At 71.3% G+C, this 21,646-nt stretch carries 22 protein-coding genes; 16 read left to right on the top strand and 6 right to left on the bottom strand.

Features of this window, described 5'->3' with window-relative positions; translation table 11 throughout:
• Window positions 1-190: 190 nt before the first annotated feature.
• Window positions 191-673 (top strand): bacterial transcriptional activator domain-containing protein, encoded by a 483-nt coding sequence (locus ABZ441_RS32435; protein WP_358980801.1) that lies wholly within the window; start codon window positions 191-193, stop codon window positions 671-673.
• A gap of 171 nt (window positions 674-844) precedes the next feature.
• Here the strand turns inward: ABZ441_RS32435 and ABZ441_RS32430 are convergent, their stop codons facing one another.
• A complete protein-coding gene (locus ABZ441_RS32430) occupies window positions 845-1,621 on the bottom strand; it encodes a VOC family protein (RefSeq protein ID WP_358980799.1) in 777 nt (258 codons plus the stop codon).
• A 239-nt stretch (window positions 1,622-1,860) separates the two neighbouring features.
• On the opposite strand from ABZ441_RS32430, the gene ABZ441_RS32425 reads away from it, so the two are divergent.
• Window positions 1,861-2,688, top strand: coding sequence for a sulfurtransferase (locus tag ABZ441_RS32425; protein WP_358980797.1), 828 nt, complete (start codon window positions 1,861-1,863; stop codon window positions 2,686-2,688).
• 89 nt (window positions 2,689-2,777) lie between these two features.
• Here the strand turns inward: ABZ441_RS32425 and sepH are convergent, their stop codons facing one another.
• Complete coding sequence (sepH, locus tag ABZ441_RS32420) at window positions 2,778-3,842, bottom strand: septation protein SepH (protein ID WP_205021545.1); 1,065 nt, start codon at window positions 3,840-3,842, stop codon at window positions 2,778-2,780.
• 497 nt (window positions 3,843-4,339) lie between these two features.
• On the opposite strand from sepH, the gene ABZ441_RS32415 reads away from it, so the two are divergent.
• Window positions 4,340-5,350: a hypothetical protein gene (locus ABZ441_RS32415; protein WP_358980795.1), complete on the top strand. Its 1,011-nt coding sequence runs from the start codon at window positions 4,340-4,342 to the stop codon at window positions 5,348-5,350.
• 24 nt (window positions 5,351-5,374) lie between these two features.
• Here the strand turns inward: ABZ441_RS32415 and ABZ441_RS32410 are convergent, their stop codons facing one another.
• On the bottom strand, window positions 5,375-6,694 hold the full coding sequence (locus ABZ441_RS32410) for a D-arabinono-1,4-lactone oxidase (RefSeq protein WP_358980793.1): 1,320 nt from the start codon (window positions 6,692-6,694) through the stop codon (window positions 5,375-5,377).
• Window positions 6,654-7,898, bottom strand: coding sequence for an MFS transporter (locus ABZ441_RS32405; protein ID WP_358980791.1), 1,245 nt, complete (start codon window positions 7,896-7,898; stop codon window positions 6,654-6,656). The genes ABZ441_RS32410 and ABZ441_RS32405 overlap by 41 nt, the downstream gene beginning before the upstream one ends.
• A gap of 168 nt (window positions 7,899-8,066) precedes the next feature.
• On the opposite strand from ABZ441_RS32405, the gene ABZ441_RS32400 reads away from it, so the two are divergent.
• The gene (locus tag ABZ441_RS32400; protein ID WP_358980789.1) at window positions 8,067-9,191 is read left to right on the top strand and encodes a ferrochelatase; all 1,125 of its coding nucleotides are present in this window, start codon (window positions 8,067-8,069) and stop codon (window positions 9,189-9,191) included.
• A gap of 72 nt (window positions 9,192-9,263) precedes the next feature.
• Window positions 9,264-10,064, top strand: coding sequence for an inositol monophosphatase family protein (locus ABZ441_RS32395; RefSeq protein WP_358980787.1), 801 nt, complete (start codon window positions 9,264-9,266; stop codon window positions 10,062-10,064).
• A 101-nt stretch (window positions 10,065-10,165) separates the two neighbouring features.
• Here ABZ441_RS32395 and ABZ441_RS32390 read toward each other — a convergent pair whose 3' ends face one another.
• A complete protein-coding gene (locus ABZ441_RS32390; protein ID WP_167359495.1) occupies window positions 10,166-10,339 on the bottom strand; it encodes a hypothetical protein in 174 nt (57 codons plus the stop codon).
• Window positions 10,340-10,702: 363 nt separating this feature from the next.
• On the opposite strand from ABZ441_RS32390, the gene ABZ441_RS32385 reads away from it, so the two are divergent.
• From ABZ441_RS32385 to ABZ441_RS32370, 4 genes are all read left to right on the top strand, one after another.
• Window positions 10,703-11,356, top strand: coding sequence for a response regulator transcription factor (locus ABZ441_RS32385; RefSeq protein ID WP_358980784.1), 654 nt, complete (start codon window positions 10,703-10,705; stop codon window positions 11,354-11,356).
• 7 nt (window positions 11,357-11,363) lie between these two features.
• Window positions 11,364-12,605, top strand: a complete 1,242-nt coding sequence (locus tag ABZ441_RS32380) for an ATP-binding protein (protein ID WP_358980782.1) — start codon at window positions 11,364-11,366, stop codon at window positions 12,603-12,605.
• A gap of 404 nt (window positions 12,606-13,009) precedes the next feature.
• Window positions 13,010-13,306: a DUF4193 domain-containing protein gene (locus ABZ441_RS32375; RefSeq protein WP_003965732.1), complete on the top strand. Its 297-nt coding sequence runs from the start codon at window positions 13,010-13,012 to the stop codon at window positions 13,304-13,306.
• A gap of 12 nt (window positions 13,307-13,318) precedes the next feature.
• Window positions 13,319-14,284 carry a hypothetical protein gene (locus tag ABZ441_RS32370; RefSeq protein WP_358980780.1) on the top strand — a complete coding sequence of 322 codons (966 nt, stop codon included), beginning with the start codon at window positions 13,319-13,321 and terminating at the stop codon, window positions 14,282-14,284.
• Window positions 14,285-14,295: 11 nt separating this feature from the next.
• Here the strand turns inward: ABZ441_RS32370 and ABZ441_RS32365 are convergent, their stop codons facing one another.
• Window positions 14,296-14,751 carry a DUF3093 domain-containing protein gene (locus ABZ441_RS32365; protein ID WP_358980778.1) on the bottom strand — a complete coding sequence of 152 codons (456 nt, stop codon included), beginning with the start codon at window positions 14,749-14,751 and terminating at the stop codon, window positions 14,296-14,298.
• A gap of 58 nt (window positions 14,752-14,809) precedes the next feature.
• Between ABZ441_RS32365 and ABZ441_RS32360 the strand changes: the two genes are divergently transcribed.
• From ABZ441_RS32360 to ABZ441_RS32330, 7 genes are all read left to right on the top strand, one after another.
• Window positions 14,810-15,394: a PaaI family thioesterase gene (locus ABZ441_RS32360; protein WP_358980776.1), complete on the top strand. Its 585-nt coding sequence runs from the start codon at window positions 14,810-14,812 to the stop codon at window positions 15,392-15,394.
• Window positions 15,394-15,921 carry a dUTP diphosphatase gene (dut, locus tag ABZ441_RS32355; protein WP_358980774.1) on the top strand — a complete coding sequence of 176 codons (528 nt, stop codon included), beginning with the start codon at window positions 15,394-15,396 and terminating at the stop codon, window positions 15,919-15,921. The genes ABZ441_RS32360 and dut overlap by 1 nt, the downstream gene beginning before the upstream one ends.
• 1 nt (window position 15,922) lies before the next feature.
• Entirely contained in the window at window positions 15,923-16,693 is a 771-nt protein-coding gene (locus ABZ441_RS32350; RefSeq protein WP_358980772.1) for a DUF3710 domain-containing protein, read from the top strand.
• 239 nt (window positions 16,694-16,932) lie between these two features.
• Window positions 16,933-19,476, top strand: coding sequence for a sensor histidine kinase KdpD (locus tag ABZ441_RS32345; RefSeq protein WP_358980770.1), 2,544 nt, complete (start codon window positions 16,933-16,935; stop codon window positions 19,474-19,476).
• 55 nt (window positions 19,477-19,531) lie between these two features.
• Complete coding sequence (locus ABZ441_RS32340) at window positions 19,532-20,242, top strand: response regulator (protein WP_358980768.1); 711 nt, start codon at window positions 19,532-19,534, stop codon at window positions 20,240-20,242.
• An 80-nt stretch (window positions 20,243-20,322) separates the two neighbouring features.
• Window positions 20,323-20,739: an OB-fold nucleic acid binding domain-containing protein gene (locus ABZ441_RS32335; RefSeq protein ID WP_205021559.1), complete on the top strand. Its 417-nt coding sequence runs from the start codon at window positions 20,323-20,325 to the stop codon at window positions 20,737-20,739.
• A 3-nt stretch (window positions 20,740-20,742) separates the two neighbouring features.
• Window positions 20,743-21,516, top strand: a complete 774-nt coding sequence (locus ABZ441_RS32330) for a DUF3159 domain-containing protein (RefSeq protein ID WP_358980766.1) — start codon at window positions 20,743-20,745, stop codon at window positions 21,514-21,516.
• Window positions 21,517-21,646: the final 130 nt, after the last annotated feature.

Below are 21,646 nucleotides of genomic sequence, written 5' to 3'. Positions count from 1 at the left end.
CAAAGAGCGGAAGCGGGTTGCGATACCAGCCGTACCGCGCCTCGCCATCACGTTGGTCGCACTGGAGAGGTCCTCGCTCTCGCGGGCCGAGCTGGCGGCACGACTGTGGCCCGAGGTACCGGAGCGGCAGAGAGCCAGGAGACTGCGCACTCTTCTTTGGAGAATCAACAGACTGCTGCCCAGTACCCCCGTGCTCCAGGCATCGGAGGGGCGTATCGTCCTCGCGGAACAGCCCGAGTGCGTCGACATCCACGCGGCGTGGGATCTCGCGCACGCACTGGTCCGGCGATCCATCTCGAAGCAGGAGATCCGTACCTCCTCGCCGGAACGCTGGACGCCGCTGAAGTCCGTCGTGCTCGACGGTGAATCGGACGAGCAGAGCGTCAGCGTGCAGCAGGAATGGAACCACTTACGACTTCTCGCCCTCGACTCCCTTTCGCAGATGCTCCTGGCCTGCGAGGAAATGCTGCTCGCGGTGGAGATGGCCGAGAGCGCGATCAAGGTGGACCCCTTGTCCGAATCTCCCCACAGGACGATCACCGCGGCCTTCATGCGGCGCAGCGACAACGCCACCGCTTGGCGTGTCTTCCAGGACTACTCCACGGTCCTCGATACCGAGTTGGGCCTGATGCCGAGCCTGGAGTACCGGGAACTCGTCTCACGCATCAAGTAGTCACCTCCCCGAGGGCGGCAGGACCTCCTGCCGCCCTCGGCGATCGGCGGTCCTCCGTGAAGGCCGTCCCGGCGCGTCATCCCCCTGAGCGACGACCGCACTCCGCTCGTGGTCCTCGCCGTCACGTCGCCGACGGCCCCATCACCGGGATCACTTCGATACCGGCGCGGCTCAACCGCCCGTCGGCCGGACGATCGTGAACACCGCGCCCTCGGGATCCGCCACGGTGGCCAGCCTGCCGCTGGAGGCCTCTTGCGGCGGGTGGAGCACGTGCCCGCCGAGCTCCACCACGCGGGCCGTCGCCTGGTCGGTGTCGGCGACCTCGAAGTAGGTCATCCAGTGCGGGCCCCTGTCGCGCGGCAGGGCGTGTCCCACACCGTGCAGGGCGGCCACGGGCCGGCCCTGGAGATGCAGCGTCTGGTAGTCGAAGTCGGCCGAGACGACCGCCTCGGTCTCGAATCCGAACACCGTCTGGTAGAACTTGGCGACCGATGCGGTCTCCCGGGTCACCAACTCGTTCCACGCAGGGGTGCCCGGGGTGCCCGCGAGGGCGGTGCCGAGGTGTTCGGCGGCCTGCCAGACACCGAAGACCGCGCCGTTCGGGTCGGACGCGAGCAGGAGGCGGCCCGCGTACCCGGCGTCCAGGGGGCCCACGGCCACCGTCCCGCCGCAGGAGCGGATCGACTCCGCCGTGGCATCGGCGTCCTCCGTGGCGAAGTAGGTCGTCCAGGCGATCGGGAGGCGCCGGCCCGGCGGAAGCTGCCCGATGCCCGCGACCTCCTTGCCGCAGAGCAACGCCCGGACGTAGGGCCCCAGCTGTTCGGGCCCGGGACGGAACTCCCAGCCGAACAAGCGGCTGTAGAACTCCTGGGTCGCGGTCAGGTCGTGCACGATCAGACTCACCCAGCACGGTGCTCCGGGCGTGCGCCGGGCGGCAGCCTCGGTCATCTTCTTCTCTCTCCTCGTACCATCGGGGTGGCCGTACGGGGGGACGAAGCCTGCACGGCGTCCAGCGGTACGGATACGGGTGCGTACGCTCCGTGCAGATGCTCGCACCACTGAGGCTCCGAGGCACCCCGGCCGCGCCGCGTTTTCCCGCTTCCACTCACGCCGGAACCCGATTTGGTGCGGTACGTCCCACCAGGTGCGGCGCCGCCGCAGGCAGACCCTGCGCGAGGATGGCACCCATGAAGCCCATCATCACGGCATCCGAATACATGAGCGAGTCGGCGGGCCCGCGCCCGCCCGTCCTCCTGGACGTCCGCTGGCAGCTCGGCGGGCCCCATGGCCGTGCCGAATACGAGGCAGGTCATCTTCCGGGCGCGGTGTACGTCGACCTCGACTCCGAGCTCGCGGGACCCGCGGGCAGCGGCGGCCGCCATCCCCTGCCGGACCCGGAGGTCTTCGGGGCCGCCATGAGGCGGGCCGGGGTCAGGCGTGGGACGCCGGTGGTGGTCCATGACGGCGGTCAGGGCTGGGCGGCTGCGCGTGCGTGGTGGCTGCTGCGCTGGGCCGGACACCCTGATGTCCGGGTCCTGGACGGCGGTCTCGCCGCATGGACGGGTGAGCTCACCACCGCCGTCCCGGAGCCGGCCCCGGGCGACTTCCGGCCCGAGCCGGGCGCGCTCGGTCTCCTGGACGCGGACGGCGCCGCGGAGCTCGCCCGCACCGGGCTGCTGCTCGACGCGCGGGCCGCGGAGCGCTACCGGGGGGACGTGGAGCCGATCGACCGTGTCGGCGGGCACATCCCCGGCGCGGTGTCCGCCCCGACCACGCAGAACGTCGGCGAGGACGGACGCTTCCTGGACGCCGGCGCGCTCGCCTCCCGCTTCGCCGCCCTGGGCGCCGACGGCGCCACCGAGGTCGGGGTCTACTGCGGCTCCGGAGTCAGCGGTGCCCACGAGGTGCTGGCGCTGGAGCTCGCCGGACACCGGGCTTCGCTGTACGCGGGGTCCTGGTCGGAGTGGTCCTCGGACGAGTCCCGCCCGGTCGCTACGGGGCCGTCGCCCGTCTGAGGGGGCCGGCCAGGGTTCCGGACGCACCGGGGGTCCGTATGCGACGGCGTACGGACCCCCGGTACTGCGACGGGCCTTCGTGCCCGCTCTCAGTCCTGCTTCTTCCGGCGTGTGCCGAACACGATCTCGTCCCAGCTCGGTACGGCCGCCCGGCGCCCCGGGCGCACGCCGTCCGCCTCGGCCTGGCGGTCCGTCGTCCCGGTCAGCCGGTCGCGGTGACCGGCCACCGCCCGGGGCATCAGCACATCGGCGTAGGCGGAACCCGCACCGGCGGACGCCGCCGCGGCCGGAGGCTCGTCCGCCTCGGGCTCCTGCTGCGGCGCGGGTTCGAGCGCGGGAGGTTCGGGCTGCGAGGGCCGCTCGGGGACGACCATGTCGCCACGGAAGCTGGGCACCGCCTCCAGGAGGCTGGTCAGCGAGTCGCGCTCACCGGCGGACACGCCGCCGATGCGCTCCTCCGGCTCAGCCGCGGAGGGCGCCGGCCGCTCGATCTGGCGGTCCAGCGCACGGTCCAGCGGCCGGTCGCGCGGCAGCCGCGCGATCCGGGGCACGAACGGGAAGCTCGGCTCCGGAGCGGCGACGTCCTCGGTCTCGCCGATCAGTGAGCGTGCCTCTTCGTCCACGGCCTGGACCAGCCGTCGCGGCGGGTCGTACGTCCAGCTCGCGGAGTGCGGTTCGCCGGCGACGCGGTAGACCAGGAGGACCTCCCAGGTGCCGTCGTCCCGGCGCCAGGAGTCCCACTGGACGGTCTCCCTGTCGGCGCCGCGCACGAGCAGCCGCTCCTGCACCGCCTCGCCGAGCTGGGGTCCGGTGTTCTCACCGGGGCGGCGCACAGGTGTCTTGCGGGCGCGCTCGGCCATGAACGCGCGCTCCGCGAGCACGGGGCCCTCGAAGCGGCGCACCCGGTCCACGGGGATGCCGGCGAACTGGGCAACCTCCTCGGCGGAGGCGCCTGCTCGTATGCGCGCCTGGATGTCGCGCGGGCGGAGATGGCTCTCCACCTCGATCTCGATCTGGCCCAGCCTGGCGCGGTCATTGCGCACGGCGGCACGCAGCCGCTCATCGATCGGAAGCGTGTACTCCGTGCTGTCCGCAGCCTTGAGCACCAGTCGTGTGCCGTCGTTTGAGACGGCCACGACACGCAGTTCGGGCATGGGAACCTCCCGGGTGGTGCCTGCCGACGTCACGTGCGTCGCTGCTTCCGCTAGTCGAGTGTGACCTGCCCGGGTTCGGCCTGCCACAACCTTGCCAAGTTGCCCGGCGTATCGGGCCTCGGCCCTGCAACGCCACGATGACACGGTCACCTGTGTGCGACGCGGAGCGACCAGGTGGTCGCTCCATGTAGCAGGCGCCCGTGCGATGCCGCGGCGCCGCCGGTTCGGGTGCCGTCTCCGGCCCCCTCCCGAAGGTCCCGGATACCCGTGTGGGGGTCCGGCCCCAGGGCTCGCCACAGTACTCCATTCGGGCCACCGGGGTGGACCGGCGCGCCGCCGAAGTTCTCACCGGACACGGGAGTTGGGTTACCCAGTTGTTCGCGATATGCCCTCGATGCGTGTGCTGCTTCACAAAATCTCCTGAATCGGAACTATCTGATTCGCCCAAATGTCTCTTCTTTGTGCAAGGTGGGGTAGTTGTCGAGCAGGGGCTGATCATGGTTCAGAAGCCGCAGATTGATGCGGACCGCGAGGGAAGGCGCATAGATCTGAGCCTTCCGCAGGTCGCGGGCAGTGCCGTCGCGGCGGTCGCGGCGGCGGTGATGGCCTCACAGCTCGGCGTGTACGGAACCATCGCCGGGGCGGGCGTGATGAGTGTGGTGGCCACGTGCGGGGGTTCGGTCTTCCAGCACTTCTTCCGCCGCACCGGGGAGCAGATCCGCGAGGTCACCGTCCAGGTGAAGCACCCGGCGGGCCGTCAGATCACCGTGCGCACGCGGGAGACGTCCCCCGCGGGGCGGCATGGGGAGGACGACGCGACGAGGGTGCTGCGCACGGTGGCGGCCGACGCGGACCGTACGACTCCGCTGCGGCAGCTCCGGCCGGGCGAGGCGGAGCCCGGTGGGACGCGCGGGGTGGTCCGGGCCCTCCGAGAGGCGACCCGGGATGCCCCTGGCCACGACGAGACGTTCACGGACGACTCCCGCTCCGACTACTCCGACGCCCGCACGCACGGCACCCGTGTCCGTGGCTGGAAGCGGTCGGTCCTCGCGGCCACCGGGGTCTTCGTCCTGTCGATGGCCGGCATCACGGTGTACGAAATGGTCTCCGGCCACGGGCTGGGGAGCGACGGCCGGACGACCATCGGCTCCGTCGTGCGTGGCGAGCACCACAGCGGGACGACTACGCCCTCGCCCTCGGACGGCACGGGCCAGGAGGGCGGCGCGGACCAGCGAGACGACGGGAGCACGCCGGGCGGCGGGAGCACGACGACGCCCGGCACGGACGCGGGTGAGGACGGCAGCGCCCAGCCCGATCCCTCCGGCGGTGACGGCTCCACGGGGGACCCCGCCCCCTCGCCCCCGGAGTCCGGCGGGACCCCGACGCCGGAGGCCACCACCCCGGCCGCACCGGGCGACGACGGCACCGCGCCGGCCGCGCCGGACCCGACCGGTGCCGAGGCCGAACCGGAGCAGCAGGGCGGAGCCGGGGCGGACGCGGAGCGGTGATCCGGCCCGGCCGCCCCCACGGCCTCAGTCCCCGAGCACGCGGCGCAGATAGCCGTTGGCGAACAGCCGGCCGGGGTCGAGCCGGTCGCGTACGGCCGTGAACTCGCCGAACCGCGGGTAGGCCCTGGCCAGGTAGCCGGAGTCCCGGGTGTGGATCTTGCCCCAGTGCGGGCGCCCGTCGTACCCGGTCATGATCCGCTCGACGGCGGTGAAGTACGAGTGGTAGGGCGTCCCCCGGTACAGGTGCACCGCGATGTACGCCGTCTCCCGGCCGGAGGCCGTGGAGAGTGTGATGTCGTCGGCGGGCGCCGTGCGGACCTCCACCGGGAAGCTGATCCGCAGCGGCGATCGCTCCACCATCGCCTTGAGCTCGCGCAGGGCCCCGACCGCCGCCTCGCGCGGCAGGGCGTATTCCATCTCGACGAAGCGCACCCGCCTGGGGCTGGTGAACACCTTGTACGGGATGTCGGTGTACGTACGGGCCGACAGGGCGCGGCTGGAGATCCTGGCGATGGAGGGAATGGCCCCCGGGACCGCCCTGCCGAGCGAACAGGCGGCCTGGAACATCCCGTTGGAGAGGAGTTCGTCCTCGATCCAGCCGCTCACCCGCCCGGGCGGAGCGGCGGGGCCCGCGCTCCGGTTGTTGCGCTTGGTGTTGCAGTTGCCTGTGTGGGGGAACCAGTAGAACTCGAAGTGTTCGTTCTCCGTGACCAGCTGGTCGAAATCGGCCGTGACCCGGTCGAAGGTCATCGGCTCCTCGCGGGCCGTCAGCAGGAAGACCGGTTCCACCGCGAAGGTGACCGCGGTGACCACTCCGAGGGCCCCCAGCCCGATCCTGGCCGCCGCGAAGACGTCCGGGTGCTCGTCGGCCGAGCACCGCAGCACCGTGCCGCCGGCCGTGACCAGCTCCAGCGCACGGATCTGCGCCGAGACCGACGCCGAGTCGCGGCCCGTGCCGTGGGTTCCCGTGGAGATGGCCCCGGCGACCGTCTGCTCCATGATGTCGCCCATGTTGGTGAGCGAGAGCCCCTCACGGGCGAGCGCGGCGTTCAGGCGCTTCAGCGGGGTGCCGGCCTCGACCGTGACGGTCATCGCCGTACGGTCGACGTCGCGGATACCGGTGAGCAGGTCCGGGCGTATGAGGACCCCGTCGGTGGCCGCGGTCGCGGTGAACGAGTGACCGGTGCCGACGGGCTTGACCGTCAGGCCGTCCCCGGACGCACGGCGCAGCACCTCGGCGAGCTCGTCGACCGACGCGGGGGATTCCACGCGCGTCGGCCGGGCGGTGACGTTGCCCGCCCAGTTACGCCACGTGCTCGCCGTCCGTGCGTAGGTGTCTGTCATGTTCCCCGCGCCCTCCCGTAGGAACCGGCTCCGAGAGCCGGCGATACCCCAGGAGCGCCACCGCGGCCGCGAGCGCTCCCGCGACGGCGGGCACCGCGTACCCCGCCCCGGCCCCCGAGGCGTCGACCACCCAGCCTGCGGCAGAGGAGCCGAGCGCCACTCCGACCGCCAGTCCGGTGCTGGTCCAGGTCATGCCCTCGGTGAGCTGGGTACGTGGCACGTGCCGTTCGACGAGGGCCATCGTGGTGACCATCGTCGGTGCGATGGCGAGGCCCGCGACAAAGAGCGCCACGGCCAGGAACGGCAGGCTCCCGGCCAGTTGGAGGGGGATCATACTCAAGGCCATCGCGCATACCCCGGCCAGCCACCTGGTGGACGGCTTCCCCCGCAGGTGCAGCAGGCCGAAGACCGCTCCGGCGAGGCACGACCCCAGGGCGTAGACCGCGAGCACGAGGCTCGCCGCCGCCTTGTGGCCGCGCTCCTCGGCGAAGGCGACCGTCACCACGTCCACCGCCCCGAAGATCGCCCCGGTGGCGACGAAGGTGACCACCAGCACCCGGAGCCCGGACGAACGCAGCGCCGAGCCGCCGGTGTGGTGCTCCTTCGGGTGCGGCCGGGGCTCCGTGGCCCGCTGGGACGTCAGCCAGAAGACACCGGCCACCAGGAACAGGCCGGCCAGCAGGGGGCCGGCCTCCGGGAACCAGGCGGTGGACAGGCCGATGGAGACGATGGGCCCGAAGATGAAGCACACCTCGTCGACGATCGACTCCCACGCGTACGCGGTGTGCAGCGGGCGCCCGGAATCCCGGTAGATCTCGGCCCAGCGCGCCCGGACCATCGACCCCACACTCGGGACGCAGCCGGCGCCCGCGGCGAAGACGAACAGGGTCCAGTCGGGCAGCCCCTGCTGCGCGCAGACCAGCAGTCCGGCGACCGCGGTGGCCGCCAACAGCGTGACGGGCCGCAGCACGCGGCGCTGCCCGTACCGGTCGACCATCCGCGAGACCTGAGGGCCCATGACGGCCGCCGCCATGGCGAGCGTCGCGGAGAGCGCACCCGCCAGTCCGTAACGGCCGGTGAGCTGGGAGATCATCGTCACCACGCCGATCCCCATCATGGACAGCGGCATCCGGCCGAGAAATCCGGCCGCCGAGAACTCCCGGCTTCCGGGGGCGGAGAAGATGGCGCGGTAGGGGCTGGGCAAGGGGGAACTCCGGGAGAACCTGACAGGTGTGCGGGGGCCGACACAGCTTACGACCTCACCGCGAGCGTCCGAGGCGCCGCGGGTGAGGCCGTCGTCGGCGTCCGCACCCGCGACGACCCGCCGACGGCGGTTGCGGGACTGTCGGTGGCGGGTGGCAGGATCGGGTGCATGTCCGATCTGCGTGATCCCGCTCCCTACGACGCTCTCCTGCTGCTGTCCTTCGGCGGCCCCGAAGGCCCCGACGACGTGGTCCCGTTCCTGTCGAACGTCACGCGTGGCCGTGGCATCCCCGAAGAACGGCTCAAGGAGGTCGGGAAGCACTACTTCCTCTTCGGCGGTGTCAGCCCGATCAACGCGCAGAACAGGGCGCTGCTGGACGCGCTGCGCCGGGACTTCGCGGAGCACGGCCTCGAGCTGCCGGTGTACTGGGGCAACCGGAACTGGGCCCCGTACCTCACCGACACCCTCCGCGAGATGATCACGGACGGACACCGCCGCATCGCCGTGCTCGCCACCAGCGCGTACGCCTCGTACTCCGGCTGCCGCCAGTACCGCGAGAACCTGGCGGAGTCGCTGGCCGTCCTGGAGGCGGAAGGGCTCCCGGTGCCCCGGGTGGACAAGTTGCGGCACTACTTCAACCACCCCGGGTTCGTGCGGCCCATGGTGGACGGCGTGCTGGCGTCGCTCGCCGGTCTCCCCGACGAGGTCAGGGCGGGGGCGCACCTCGCGTTCACCACACACTCCATCCCGACCGCCGCGGCCGACACCTCCGGGCCGGCCGGGACCCACGGCGACGGCGGCTCCTACGTGGCCGAGCACCTTGACGTCGCCCGGCTGATCACCGAGGCGGTGCGCGAGGAGACCGGCGTCGACCACCCGTGGCAGCTCGTCTACCAGTCGCGCAGCGGTGCCCCGCACATCCCGTGGCTGGAGCCCGACATCTGCGACCACCTGGGGTCCCTCCACGGCGACGGTGTCCCGGCGGTCGTCATGGCCCCCATCGGCTTCGTCTCGGACCACATGGAGGTGCTGTACGACCTCGACACGGAGGCCGCCGCGAAGGCCGCCGAGCTCGGTCTGCCGGTGCGCCGCTCCGCGACGGTGGGCGCGGATCCCCGCTTCGCGGCGGCCGTGCGCGAACTCGTCCTGGAGCGCGCCGCCGCCGAGCAGGGCCGGCCGGTCGCGCCGTGTGCCCTGGGTTCACTCGGCCCCTCCCACGAGCTCTGTCCGGTGGGCTGCTGCCCCGCGCGGGTGCCCAAGCCCGCCGCCGCCGGTGCCGACAGCCCGTTCTAGTCCGCAGGCACCTCCCGCCGCCGCGGGGCCGGTACACCCGTCCCGTCCCCGCGACACCACCTCTGGAGCGTTGTGACCGACCCCCTCCTGTCCGAACTGCTCGACCTCGCCCTGGAGGCGGCCCGCAGGGCCGGCGCGCTGCTGCGCGACGGCCGCCCCGCCGACCTCGGGGTCGCCGCGACGAAGTCCAGCCCGATCGACGTCGTCACCGAGATGGACATCCGGGCGGAGAAGCTGATCACCGGCTATCTCTCCGAGCGCCGCCCCACGGACGGTTTCCTCGGCGAGGAGGGCGCCAGCGTCGAGGGCAGCAGCGGTGTCCGATGGGTCATCGACCCGCTCGACGGCACGGTGAACTACCTCTACGGCCTCCCGACCTGGTCCGTCTCCATCGCCGCCGAGCGTGACGGCGAGCGCGTCGTCGGTGTGGTCGAGGCCCCGATGCGGCGCGAGACGTTCCACGCGGTGCTCGGCGGCGGAGCGTACGGGAACGGGGACGCGCTGACGTGCCGGCCCACGGCCCCCCTCGACCAGGCCCTGGTGGCGACCGGCTTCAACTACGTCACCGAGGTACGCAGCCATCAGGCGGCCGTGGCTCAGCGGCTGATTCCACGGCTGCGCGACATCCGGCGCGGGGGATCGGCTGCCATCGAGCTCTGCGACGTCGCGGCGGGTCGCCTCGACGGCTACTACGAGCGTGGACTGCACCCGTGGGACGTGGCGGCGGGCGACCTCATCGCCCGGGAGGCCGGTGCCCTCACCGGGGGACGGCCCGGTCGGCCCGCGGACGGTGACCTGACGGTCGCGGCCACCCCGGGAGTCTTCGAGCCGCTGCAGGCACTCCTCGAGGAACTGGGCGCCTGGCACGACTGACAAGTGCCTGCCTGAGCCCGCTGTGAAGCCCGGGGAGCCGTCGGGCACGCGAAGAGGGCCCCGGAGAGCCGTCAAGGCTCCCGGGGCCCTCTCGTGGCGGCTCAGACGCTTGTGGCGCTGATTTCCACTCCGTGTTCGGCGGCGAGGCGGTGCAGGTCGTCCAGCTCTCCCTGCTCGACGTCCGCGAGGAAGTCGTCGCCCGTCTCGCGAGCCCTCGTGAGGTCGGACTCGGTGGTCTTGATGCGTTGCAGCAGGCCTGCGGTGAAAGCGTCCATGGAGCGCCCCCTCATCGTGGGTCGGTGGCACGGGGGTGTGCCCGGTGGTCCTCCGGCACGTGGGCCGGAGCGCGGGTGATCACGCAGCCCCTCTGGAAGCAGGACGGGCTGTGGCACGCCACATGCAGGGCGTGATCGCGGGGTGTGAGAGCGTCCTCCCCGTCGCGGGCCCGCGAGAAACCTCAACTGGCCCGGAAATCCGATGTATTCCCCGGAGCGGTCCTCCGCACCGCGTCGTCTTACCGCCGGTTTATGCGCGTTGCGGGCAGGATGGACGCGCACAGTCGGTGCCGCTGACGTGCGGCGAGCGGCCGGAACGAGGGCCGCTCGTCGTTTTTCGGAGATCTAGGGAAGGACTGCGCCGTGCGCGTACTCGTCGTCGAGGACGAGCAGCTGCTCGCCGATGCGGTGGCCACCGGGCTGCGCCGGGAGGCCATGGCCGTCGACGTCGTCTACGACGGAGCGGCGGCCCTGGAGCGCGTCGGCGTCAACGACTACGACGTCGTCGTGCTGGACCGGGACCTCCCGCTGGTCCACGGGGACGACGTCTGCCGCAAGATCGTCGAGCTCGGCATGCCCACCCGGGTGCTGATGCTCACCGCGTCCGGTGACGTCAGCGACCGGGTCGAGGGCCTGGAGCTCGGCGCGGACGACTATCTGCCCAAGCCCTTCGCCTTCAGCGAGCTGACGGCGCGGGTGCGCGCCCTGGGGCGCCGTACCACGGTCGCCCTGCCGCCCGTGCTGGAGCGGGCCGGCATCAAGCTCGACCCCAACCGCCGCGAGGTCTTCCGGGACGGGCAGGAGATCCAGCTGGCCCCCAAGGAGTTCGCCGTTCTGGAGGTCCTGATGCGCAGCGAGGGCGCGGTCGTCTCGGCCGAGCAGTTGCTGGAGAAGGCATGGGACGAGAACACCGACCCGTTCACCAACGTGGTGCGGGTGACGGTCATGACTCTGCGCCGCAAGCTCGGTGAGCCACCCGTCATCGTCACCGTCCCCGGTTCCGGATACCGGATCTGAGGGCGTGATGGCAGCCTCCCCGGGCCCTGTCGCGACGCCTCCGAAGCCGACCTGGGAGCCCAAGCAGCAGGAGGCCCCCTACCCGTGGCTGCGTCCGACCATCCGGATACGGCTCACGCTGCTCTACGGCGGGATGTTCCTGATCGCGGGCATCCTGCTGCTCTCGATCATCTACATGCTGGCTGCCCAGGCCCTGCACGACGCGGGGGGCCTGGAGTTCCAGGTCAAGGGCACCAACGTGCAGATCTCCAGCGACATGTGCCCGCAGCTCGGCTCCGCACTGAACAACAGCCAGCTCAACGACGCGATCAAGGAGTGCACGGCGGCGCAGCGCCAGCACGCCCTCGACAGCCTGCTGAACAGGGCGCTGCTGGCCCTGGTGGGCCTCAGCATCATCGCCTTCGCGTTCGGCTACGCCATGGCAGGCCGTGTCCTGTCCCCGCTGGGCCGGATCACCCGCACCGCCCGCAGGGTGGCCGGCACGGACCTGACCCGTCGCATCGAGCTGGACGGCCCGGACGACGAGCTCAAGGAGCTCGCGGACACCTTCGACGAGATGCTGGACCGCCTGGAGAGGGCGTTCACCGCCCAGCAGCGGTTCGTGGGCAACGCCTCCCACGAACTGCGCACCCCCCTCGCGATCAACCGCACCCTCCTGGAGGTCCACCTCTCCGACCCGGAGGCCTCACCGGAGCTGCACCAACTGGGCAAGACGCTCCTGGCGACGAACGAGCGCAGCGAGCAGCTGGTCGAAGGGCTTCTCCTGCTCGCCCGCAGCGACAACCAGATCGTCGAACGCAAGCCCGTGGACCTGGCCGAGGTCGCCGACCGCGCCATCGACCAGACCAGGACCGAGGCGTCCACGAGGGAGGTCGAGGTCCGCGGCGAGCGTGCCCGGGCCGTGGTCCAGGGCAACGGCGTCCTGCTGGAGCGCATCGCGCTGAACCTCGTGCAGAACGCCGTGCGCTACAACGTGGAGCGGGACGGCTGGGTGGAGGTCACCACCGAGCTCCAGCACGGGCAGGCGCTCCTGGTGGTCTCGAACACGGGGCCCGTCGTGCCCGCCTACGAGATCGACAACCTCTTCGAGCCGTTCAGGCGGCTGCGCACGGAGCGGACCGGCAGCGACAAGGGGGTGGGGCTCGGCCTGTCGATCGCGCGATCCGTCGCGAGGGCGCACGGAGGCCGTATCATCGCGGAGCCCCGCGAGGGCGGTGGTCTCGTGATGCGTGTCACCCTTCCGGTCTGAGAGGCTTCGCGGTGTGAAGCCGTATTGGATCCCTCTGTTCGCTTTGGGCGGAATTTCAGGCCCTCGTGCTCGCTTCATCCCTGTGTGATCGATCACAGAAGCGATTTCGGGTCCTTCTACTCTCCGTGATCGCATCTCTCCCCGAAAGCCTGGAAACGTCCGGGTTTCCGGGGGGTGATATCACGGGAAGTACACGGGGTGGCGCCCGTGAACAGCAGCAATCGGACCGTGTACGGTCCCCATCGCCACCCAAGCTGATCGCTCGCGAGAGATCCGGTTGGGTGTCGATTGAGTAACAGACCTTGATGTGAGGCAAAATCTCCGCCTCAGGTCGGGCACAAGTCCGGCCTCTCACGCGTTACGTGCGCTGAGACACCGCAGACACCCATGAGGGGGAGAGCGACATGGCAACGGATTACGACACCCCACGCAAGACCGACGACGACGTGGACCAGGACAGCCTCGAAGAGCTCAAGGCTCGTCGGAGCGACAAGACGGCATCCGCCGTCGACGTGGACGAGTTCGACGCGGCAGAGGGACTGGAGCTGCCCGGAGCAGACCTGTCCAACGAAGAGCTGGCCGTGCGCGTCCTGCCCAAGCAGGCCGATGAGTTCACCTGCATGAGCTGCTTCCTGGTGCACCACAGGAGTCAGCTGGCGCGCGAGAAGAACGGCCAGCCCATCTGCCGCGACTGCGACTGAGGCAGGCCGGCCGTGGCAGGCGACACACCGTTCCGGAAGCGGCGCTTGCGGCGCACGAAGTCGTCGGAGGCACATCAGGGCGGCGCAGGCCCGGCAGAGGGCGAGAGCCCCGCTGCCGAGCACCAGGCCGCCCTGCCTGCCTCTCCCGGCAGCACCAGCACACCTGACGACGAGCGGGGCCGCCCGGCCTCGCTCGAAGCGGTAGGGGCGGCCGACCAGCCACCCGGACCCGGGCAGGACGGACCGGCACAGCCTCCCGAGGGCTCCGGCCGCCTGCACACACTGAGACGAGGCGTACGCAGGAGCACGGAGAGCGCCGCGGCCGCAGTCGGCCTGGTGGCCGACCGCATCATCGACACCGCTCCCCGGGTCCCCGTGCGGGATCTCGCCACCCTGCGCAGGCAGTTCCCCGGCCTCGGCCCCGAAGAGCTCGCAGACAAACTCGTCGCGGGCGCCTGCAACGCCACGGCGACCGTCGGCGCGGGTATCGGGGCGGCGGCGATGATGCCCGTACCCCCCGCCATGCTCGCCGAGCTGGCAGCCGAGATCACCGGAGTGGCCACGGTCGAGCTCAAGCTCGTCGCCGAGCTCCACGAGGTCTACGGCCGGCGTCCCCCCGGCAACCTCGGCCAGCGCAGCACCGCGTATCTGACGTCATGGACGGAGGAACGCGGCATCGACGTCTCACGCCCCACGACGCTCAACGCGGCGCTGGGCGGGCAGATGAAGCGCGAATTGCGCCAGCAGATCATGAAGCGCACCGTGCGCGACCTGCCGAACCTCATCCCGTTCATGATCGGCGCCGCCATCGGCGCGCTGATGAACCGGAGGGACACCAGAAAGCTCGCCGACCGGGTCAGGAACGACCTGCGGCGCCAGCAGATCCCCTGGGACCGTCTCCCCGAGCTCCCCCCGCTGGAAAAGCCGGCGGAGCCCGTCGCCGAGCTGCCCGAGGGCCTGGACGACCCCGGCCGCTGAGGGGTAGACCGTCAGGCCGGTACGGGCGCGAGGGCGGCCACCAGGGCCTGCGGCTCCCGGGTCGACAGATAGACGTAGGGCGTCGGATCGGCCGGATCCGTGACCTTCACCCGCACCGCCGTCGTGACGTAGCTGCGCAGCAGCATGAACGCGCGGGGATCCGCCTTGTACGAGCGCCAGGCACGCGCCTCCTCCCCGTCCAGCACCTCGGCGTCGCCGAGCGCCTCCAGCGGGATCCGCGCGTCACCCGCGACGAGTGCACCCGCCACGACACGGATCCGCGCGGAGCCGTACGAGCTCACACCCGCGCACGCCGCGGCCGTACCCGCGACCAGGGCGCCGAGCATCGGCAGGAGGCCGAGCGGCAGGAACATCAGCGCGCACGCGACGCCGATACCGAACGCGATGAACCACCACGAACGGGGCGCTGTGAGACGTTCGTCGAAGGGAGGTGCGGAAGGCTGCATGAAAGCAAGCTTGGCACGGCGCGGCCCCCGGCCGGCCGCGCGGGTAAGGTCTGCGCCTGTGAGTGGAACATCTGCACGTCTGACACCCCCCGCCGACGCGGTGAGGCCCGTCCGCCATCCCGACGCCCCCGCTCCCGGGGCGCTCCTCGGCTCCCACTACGAACACTGTTTCGGCTGCGGTGGCGGACAGCCGCACGGACTGCACCTCCAGGCGACGGCCGGAGAAGGCGTGAGCGTCACTGCGGAGTTCACGGTGAAGCCCGCCCACCAGGGCGCCCCGGGACTGGCCCACGGCGGTGTCCTGGCCACGGCGATGGACGAGACGCTCGGCGCGCTGAGCTGGCTGCTGCGGGTCATCGCGGTGACCGGCCGGCTGGAGACCGACTACGTCCTGCCGGTGCCGGTGGACACGGTGCTCTTCCTGGAGGCCGAGGTCACCGCCGTCCACGGCCGGAAGATCTACTGCCGTGCGACGGGGCGGACCGGTGGCCCGGAGGGGCCCGTGGCGGTCCGTGCCGAAGCCCTGTTCATCGAGGTCAAGGTGGAGCACTTCATCGACAACGGACGGCCGGAGGAGATCCGGGCCGCGATGTCCGACCCGGACCAGATCCGGCGTGCCCGTGCCTTCGAGGTGAACCCCTGATGCGCCACCCCGTCGACGTACTCATCCGCCGGATCGACCCGGACGTGCCGATCCCCGGCTACGGACACCCGGGCGACGCCGGCGCCGACCTGGTCACCACCGAGGCCGCCGAGCTCGCCCCGGGCGAACGGGCGGTCCTCCCCACCGGGGTGTCGATCGCGCTGCCCGACGGCTACGCCGCCTTCGTGCACCCCCGTTCGGGGCTCGCGGCCCGCTGCGGACTGGCCCTCGTGAACGCCCCGGGGACGGTCGATGCCGGGTACCGTGGAGAGATCAAGGTCATCGTGGTCAATCTCGACCCACGCGAGACCGTGAGGTTCGAACGGTTCGACCGGATTGCCCAACTGGTCGTCCAGCAGGTCGAGAAGGTGCGCTTCCACGAGGTGACGGAGCTCCCCGGCTCGGCGCGGGCCGAGGGGGGCCTCGGATCCACAGGCGGTCACGCCGCCGTGGACGGTGTCACGGGCGGTAACAACCAGGGTGGGAACAGCTACGCTTCGGTCGTACCCGACCGGGAAGGACGTTGACGTGTTCGGACGTCGCAAGAACAGTGGTTCCGCCGAGGACACGGCGGACGAAGCGCGCGAGGCCGAGCAGGTCGCCGACGAGCTCGACGAGACCGGGGCCGAGGGCTCCTCGCGCCGCACCAACCTTCCGCCGGCTCCCCGCCCGGACGGGCCGTGGGACATCTCCGAGGTCTCCCAGCCCGGCGAGGGCCGGGTGGACCTGGGCGGCATCTTCGTGCCCGGGGTCGAGGGCATGGAGCTCCGCGTGGAGGTCGCCGGTGACGCGATCGTCGCGGCCACCGTCGTGCTGCGCGACAGCGCGGTGCAGCTGCAGGCCTTCGCAGCCCCCAAGAAGGAGGGCATCTGGGGCGAGGTGCGCGACGAGATCGCCTCGGGCATCACGCAGCAGGGCGGGATCATCGACGAGGTCGAAGGCCCGCTGGGCTGGGAACTGCGCGCCCAGGTCCCCGTACAGCTTCCGGACGGCAAGAACGGCGTACAGCTGGTGCGCTTCGTCGGAGTCGACGGCCCGCGCTGGTTCCTGCGCGGAGTGATCTCCGGCCAGGGCGCGGTGCAGCCGGAGGCCGCCGGTCTGCTGGAGACGATCTTCCGGGACACCGTGGTCGTCCGCGGTGACGGCCCCATGGCCCCGCGCGACCCGATCGTCCTCAAGCTTCCCGACGACGCCCAGATGGTGCCGGAGGGCGTGCAGCAGGAGGACCAGGAGAGTTCGAAGTTCTCCGGCGGCATGGGCCAGCTCCAGCGCGGCCCCGAGATCACCGAGGTGCGCTGACCGCACCCCAGTCCGTTCCGGCCGGTGGGCCGCACCCCCGAGGGGTGCGGCCCACCGGCCTTTCCCGACGCGGTCCCCGGCCCGGCGGCAGCGCATCAGAGTCCCGTCAATGGCGTATCAGAGTCCCGTCAAAACGGTCCCCACGTCCGACCCTGACCCCATATGCCGGAAATTCTCGGGGTAACTTCGACACAGGCTCCCGTATCCGCGGGGGCCTGTTCAGAGAAGACGATGGGGCCATGGCACGCGGCAAGCTTCGGATCTACCTGGGTGCGGCACCCGGCGTCGGCAAGACGCACGCGATGCTGTCCGAGGCCCACCGCCGGGTGGAGCGGGGCACGGACTGCGTCGTCGCCTTCGTGGAGCACCACGGCCGGCCACGCACCGAGGTGCTGCTGCACGGCCTGGAACAGATCCGGCGCCGCGACATCGAGTACCGCTCGGGTGTCTTCGCGGAGATGGACGTCGACGCCGTCCTGGAACGGGCGCCGGCCGTCGCGCTCGTGGACGAACTCGCGCACACCAACGTGCCCGGCTCACGCAACGCCAAGCGCTGGCAGGACGTCGAGGAACTCCTCAAGGCGGGCATCGACGTGGTGTCCACCGTCAACATCCAGCACCTGGAGTCCCTCGGCGACGTCGTGGAGTCGATAACCGGGGTGCGGCAGCAGGAGACCATCCCCGACGAGGTCGCGCGCCGTGCCGACCAGGTCGAGCTGGTCGACATGTCGCCCCAGGCGCTGCGCCGCCGCATGGCCCACGGCAACATCTACCAGTCCGACAGGGTGGACGCCGCCCTGTCCAACTACTTCCGCCCCGGCAACCTCACCGCCCTGCGCGAACTCGCGCTCCTGTGGGTCGCCGACCGGGTCGACGAATACCTCCAGCAGTACCGGGGCGAACACGACATCAGCGTCCCCTGGCAGGCCCGTGAGCGCATCGTCGTCGGACTGACCGGAGGCCCCGAGGGCCGCACGCTCATCCGCCGCGCCTCCCGGATGGCCGCGAAGGGATCGGGAAGCGAGATCCTCGCCGTGTACATCGCGCGCAGCGACGGACTCACCTCCGCCTCACCCAAGGAGCTCGCGGTCCAGCGCACGCTCGTCGAGGATCTCGGCGGCACCTTCCACCACGTCATCGGCGACGACATACCCTCCGCGCTCCTCGCCTTCGCCCGTGGTGTCAACGCCACCCAGATCGTCCTCGGCTCCAGCCGCCGCAAGACCTGGCAGTACATCTACGGCCCCGGGGTGGGCGCCACCGTCGCCCGCGAGTCCGGCCCCGACCTCGACGTCCACATCGTCACGCACGAGGAGGTCGCCAAGGGGCGGGGGCTGCCCATCGCACGGGGAGCCCGGCTCAGCCGCACCCGGATCGTCTCGGGCTGGCTGGCCGGCGTCGGCGGACCCGCTCTCCTGTCCCTGCTCCTGCACGGCCTGGAGAACGGGCCGGGGCTCGCCAACGACGTCCTGCTCTTCCTCTTCCTGACCGTTGCCGCCGCCCTCCTCGGCGGCCTGGCCCCCGCGCTCGCGTCGGCGGCGGTGGGCTCCCTGCTCCTGAACTACTGGTTCACCCCGCCCACACACACCCTGACCGTGCAGGACCCGGAGAACTTCGTCGCCATCGTGATCTTCTTCGCGGTGGCGGTAGCGGTCGCCTCCGTGGTCGACCTCGCAGCCCGCCGAACCCACCAGGCGGCCAGGCTGCGCGCCGAGTCGGAAATCCTCTCCACCCTCGCCGGGAGCGTCCTGCGGGGCGAGACCGCCCTCGACGCACTGCTGGGCCGGGTGCGCGAGACGTTCGCCATGGAGTCCGTCGCCCTCCTGGAACGGCAGAGCGACGTGGACCCCTGGACCTGCGCCGGATCCGTCGGACCCGCACCGGTCGCCCGGCCCGACGACGCGGATGTGGACATGCCCGTCGGTGACCACATGGCACTGGCCCTCTCCGGCCGCGTGCTGCCCGCGGAGGACCGCCGGGTCCTCGGCGCCTTCGCCGCCCAGGCCGTGGTGGTGCTCGACCGGCAGCGCCTGGTGGGGGAGGCGGAGGCGGCCAGGCGGCTCGCCGAGGGCAACCGCATCAGGACCGCGCTGCTCGCCGCCGTCAGCCACGACCTGCGTACCCCTCTGGCCGCGATCAAGGCCGCCGTGAGCTCCCTGCGCTCCGATGACGTCTCCTGGTCCGACGAGGACGAGGCGGAGCTCCTCGCGGCCATCGAGGACGGCGCCGACCGCCTGGACCACCTCGTCGGCAATCTCCTCGACATGTCACGCCTGCAGACCGGCACGGTCACCCCGCTGATCCGCGAGCTCGACCTGGACGAGGTCGTCCCGATGGCGCTCGGCGGTGTACCCGAGGGCAGCGTCGACCTGGACATCCCCGAGACGCTTCCCATGGTCGCCGTGGACCCGGGGCTCCTGGAGCGTGCCGTGGCCAACATCGTCGAGAACGCCGTCAAGTACAGCCCCGGCCGGGACCGCGTCACCGTCGCCGCCAGCTCCCTGGGGGAACGCGTCGAGCTGCGGGTGGCCGACCGGGGCCGCGGGGTCCCGGACGAGGCCAAGGAACGCATATTCGAGCCCTTCCAGCGGTACGGCGACGCCCCGCGCGGCGCCGGAGTCGGCCTCGGACTCGCCGTGGCCCGAGGGTTCGTGGAGTCCATGGGCGGCACGCTGGACGCCGAGGACACCCCCGGCGGCGGGCTCACCATGGTCCTCACGCTCACCGCCGCGCCGGGCCAGGTGCGGGCCGGCCCCGTACCGCCCGCCCGCATCACCTCATGAGGTCCCAGGGGTTCGCCCCCACCCCGTACACGTATTCCGGAAAGGCAGGTCCGCGATGACCCGGGTCCTCGTGGTCGACGACGAGCCGCAGATCGTACGCGCCCTCGTGATCAACCTGAAGGCGCGCAGGTACGAGGTGGACGCGGCGCCCGACGGGGCGACCGCCCTGCAGCTCGCCGCGGCGCGCCACCCCGACGTCGTCGTCCTCGACCTCGGACTGCCGGACATGGACGGCGTCGAGGTGATCAAGGGGCTGCGCGGGTGGACCCGGGTGCCGATCCTCGTGCTCTCCGCCCGCCACACCTCCGACGAGAAGGTCGAGGCCCTGGACGCGGGGGCCGACGACTACGTCACCAAGCCCTTCGGCATGGACGAGCTGCTGGCCCGGCTGCGCGCCGCCGTGCGCCGGGCGGAACCGGTCGGCCAGGACGGCGGCGGCGACGGATCGGTGATCGTCGAGGCCGGCGGATTCACCGTGGACCTCGCGGCCAAGAAGGTCCACAGGGAGGGCCGCGACGTGCGGCTGACACCGACCGAGTGGCACCTGCTCGAGGTCCTCGTCCGCAACGACGGGCGGCTCGTCAGCCAGAAGCAGCTGCTCCAGGAGGTCTGGGGCCCCTCGTACGGCACCGAGACCAACTACCTGCGGGTCTACATGGCGCAGCTGCGCCGCAAGCTGGAGGCGGACCCCTCGCACCCCCGGCACTTCGTGACCGAGCCGGGCATGGGCTATCGCTTCGAGCGGGGACGGCCCCTCCAGGAGTGACCCGGCCCGTCACCGGCTCACTCGTTCGGGTGAGTCCGTCCGGGCCAGCCCCTACCACAGGAGACCGGTACCCTTCGGGTATGAGCGCTGTTCCCCGATCCGAGAAGGCAGGCAGGGCGGAGAGGCCGTCCGGCCGCTTCCGTCGCATGCTCGACCGCTTGTCCACCTCCCAGGAGGACCTCGAGTCCGAGGAACTGCAGGAGGACACACACGCGTCGGGGTGCACGCGCATCTCCGAGTGCACGGACCGCCAGATCGTCAAGGTCACTGGTACCTTGCGGACCGTCACCCTGCGTCCGCGCGCCGGAGTGCCCGCCCTGGAGGCCGAGCTCTTCGACGGCACCGCGCCGCTCGACGTGGTCTGGCTGGGCCGGCGTTCCATCGTCGGCATCGAGCCCGGCCGCAAGCTCATCGCGTCGGGTCGCGTGGCCATGAGTCACGGGCGCCGGGTGCTGTTCAACCCCAAATACGAACTCCGACCACTCGGCAAGGAGTAGCCGGTGACGTCTCTCGACAAGCCGACGTCCGAAACGGACCAGCCCCACCGCACCGACCAGCAGGACGCCGACGCGAAGGCGGTCACGGAAGCCGCGCTCTTCGAGGCCTTCGGCGGCGTGCGCGGCATGGTGGAGACAGTCCTTCCCGGGCTGCTCTTCGTCACGGTCTTCACCATCAACAAGAACCTGACGGCGTCGGCCGTCGCTGCTCTGGCGGTCTCCCTGGCGCTCGTCGTCGTGCGGCTGATCCGTAAGGACACCGTCAAGCACGCCTTCAGCGGCGTCTTCGGAGTCGGGTTCGGTGTGCTCTTCGCGAAGATGACGGGCAACGCCAAGGACTTCTACCTGCCGGGCATGCTCTACACGCTCGGTCTGGCCTCCGCGTATCTGGTCACGACCCTCGCGGGCGTGCCGCTGATCGGACTCATCCTCGGCCCGGTCTTCAAGGAGAACCTCTCCTGGCGCACCAGGAACCCCGGCCGCAAGAAGGCGTACGCCAAGGCCAGTTACGCCTGGGGGTTCATCCTCCTCGCCAAGTGCGCGATCCTCTTCCCGCTGTACTGGTGGGCCGACACCGCCCAGCTCGGGTGGGTGCTGGTTGCACTCAAGATCCCGCCGTTCCTGCTCGCGGTGTATCTGACCTGGGTCTTCCTCGCCAAGGCGCCGCCGCCCATCGACGTCTTCGCCGAGATGGAGGCGGAGGAGCAGGCCGAGAAGGCCCGCAAGGCTGAGCAGAGCGCCCGGGCAGCGGAGGCGGCCCGTAACTCCGAGTTCTGACGCACGACGACGCGTGTACGTGTGGGGCCCCGGACCGTGGAAACGGTCCGGGGCCGCCCCCGCGCCCCCCGCCCGCGCCGTCCGACGGTCGCCACCCGCCGCACCCAAACAAGTCCCCCGACTGGTAAAA

Origin of the sequence: Streptomyces sp. NPDC005752, assembly GCF_040630715.1 — a bacterium.
Lineage (GTDB): Bacteria > Actinomycetota > Actinomycetes > Streptomycetales > Streptomycetaceae > Streptomyces.
The sequence above is the reverse complement of the archived record's forward strand: the minus strand, read 5'-3'. Positions and strand labels throughout refer to the sequence as shown.

Excerpts from the sequence above, each read along its gene's own strand:
- ABZ441_RS32430 (WP_358980799.1), bottom strand. The coding sequence starts at position 1,621 with ATGACCGAGGCTGCCGCCCGGCGCACGCCCGGAGCACCGTGCTGGGTG.
- ABZ441_RS32425 (WP_358980797.1), top strand. The coding sequence starts at position 1,861 with ATGAAGCCCATCATCACGGCATCCGAATACATGAGCGAGTCGGCGGGC.
- sepH (WP_205021545.1), bottom strand. The coding sequence starts at position 3,842 with ATGCCCGAACTGCGTGTCGTGGCCGTCTCAAACGACGGCACACGACTG.
- ABZ441_RS32415 (WP_358980795.1), top strand. The coding sequence starts at position 4,340 with ATGGTTCAGAAGCCGCAGATTGATGCGGACCGCGAGGGAAGGCGCATA.
- ABZ441_RS32410 (WP_358980793.1), bottom strand. The coding sequence starts at position 6,694 with ATGACAGACACCTACGCACGGACGGCGAGCACGTGGCGTAACTGGGCG.
- ABZ441_RS32400 (WP_358980789.1), top strand. The coding sequence starts at position 8,067 with ATGTCCGATCTGCGTGATCCCGCTCCCTACGACGCTCTCCTGCTGCTG.
- ABZ441_RS32390 (WP_167359495.1), bottom strand. The coding sequence starts at position 10,339 with ATGGACGCTTTCACCGCAGGCCTGCTGCAACGCATCAAGACCACCGAG.
- ABZ441_RS32380 (WP_358980782.1), top strand. The coding sequence starts at position 11,364 with ATGGCAGCCTCCCCGGGCCCTGTCGCGACGCCTCCGAAGCCGACCTGG.
- ABZ441_RS32375 (WP_003965732.1), top strand. The coding sequence starts at position 13,010 with ATGGCAACGGATTACGACACCCCACGCAAGACCGACGACGACGTGGAC.
- ABZ441_RS32365 (WP_358980778.1), bottom strand. The coding sequence starts at position 14,751 with ATGCAGCCTTCCGCACCTCCCTTCGACGAACGTCTCACAGCGCCCCGT.
- dut (WP_358980774.1), top strand. The coding sequence starts at position 15,394 with ATGCGCCACCCCGTCGACGTACTCATCCGCCGGATCGACCCGGACGTG.
- ABZ441_RS32345 (WP_358980770.1), top strand. The coding sequence starts at position 16,933 with ATGGCACGCGGCAAGCTTCGGATCTACCTGGGTGCGGCACCCGGCGTC.
- ABZ441_RS32340 (WP_358980768.1), top strand. The coding sequence starts at position 19,532 with ATGACCCGGGTCCTCGTGGTCGACGACGAGCCGCAGATCGTACGCGCC.
- ABZ441_RS32335 (WP_205021559.1), top strand. The coding sequence starts at position 20,323 with ATGAGCGCTGTTCCCCGATCCGAGAAGGCAGGCAGGGCGGAGAGGCCG.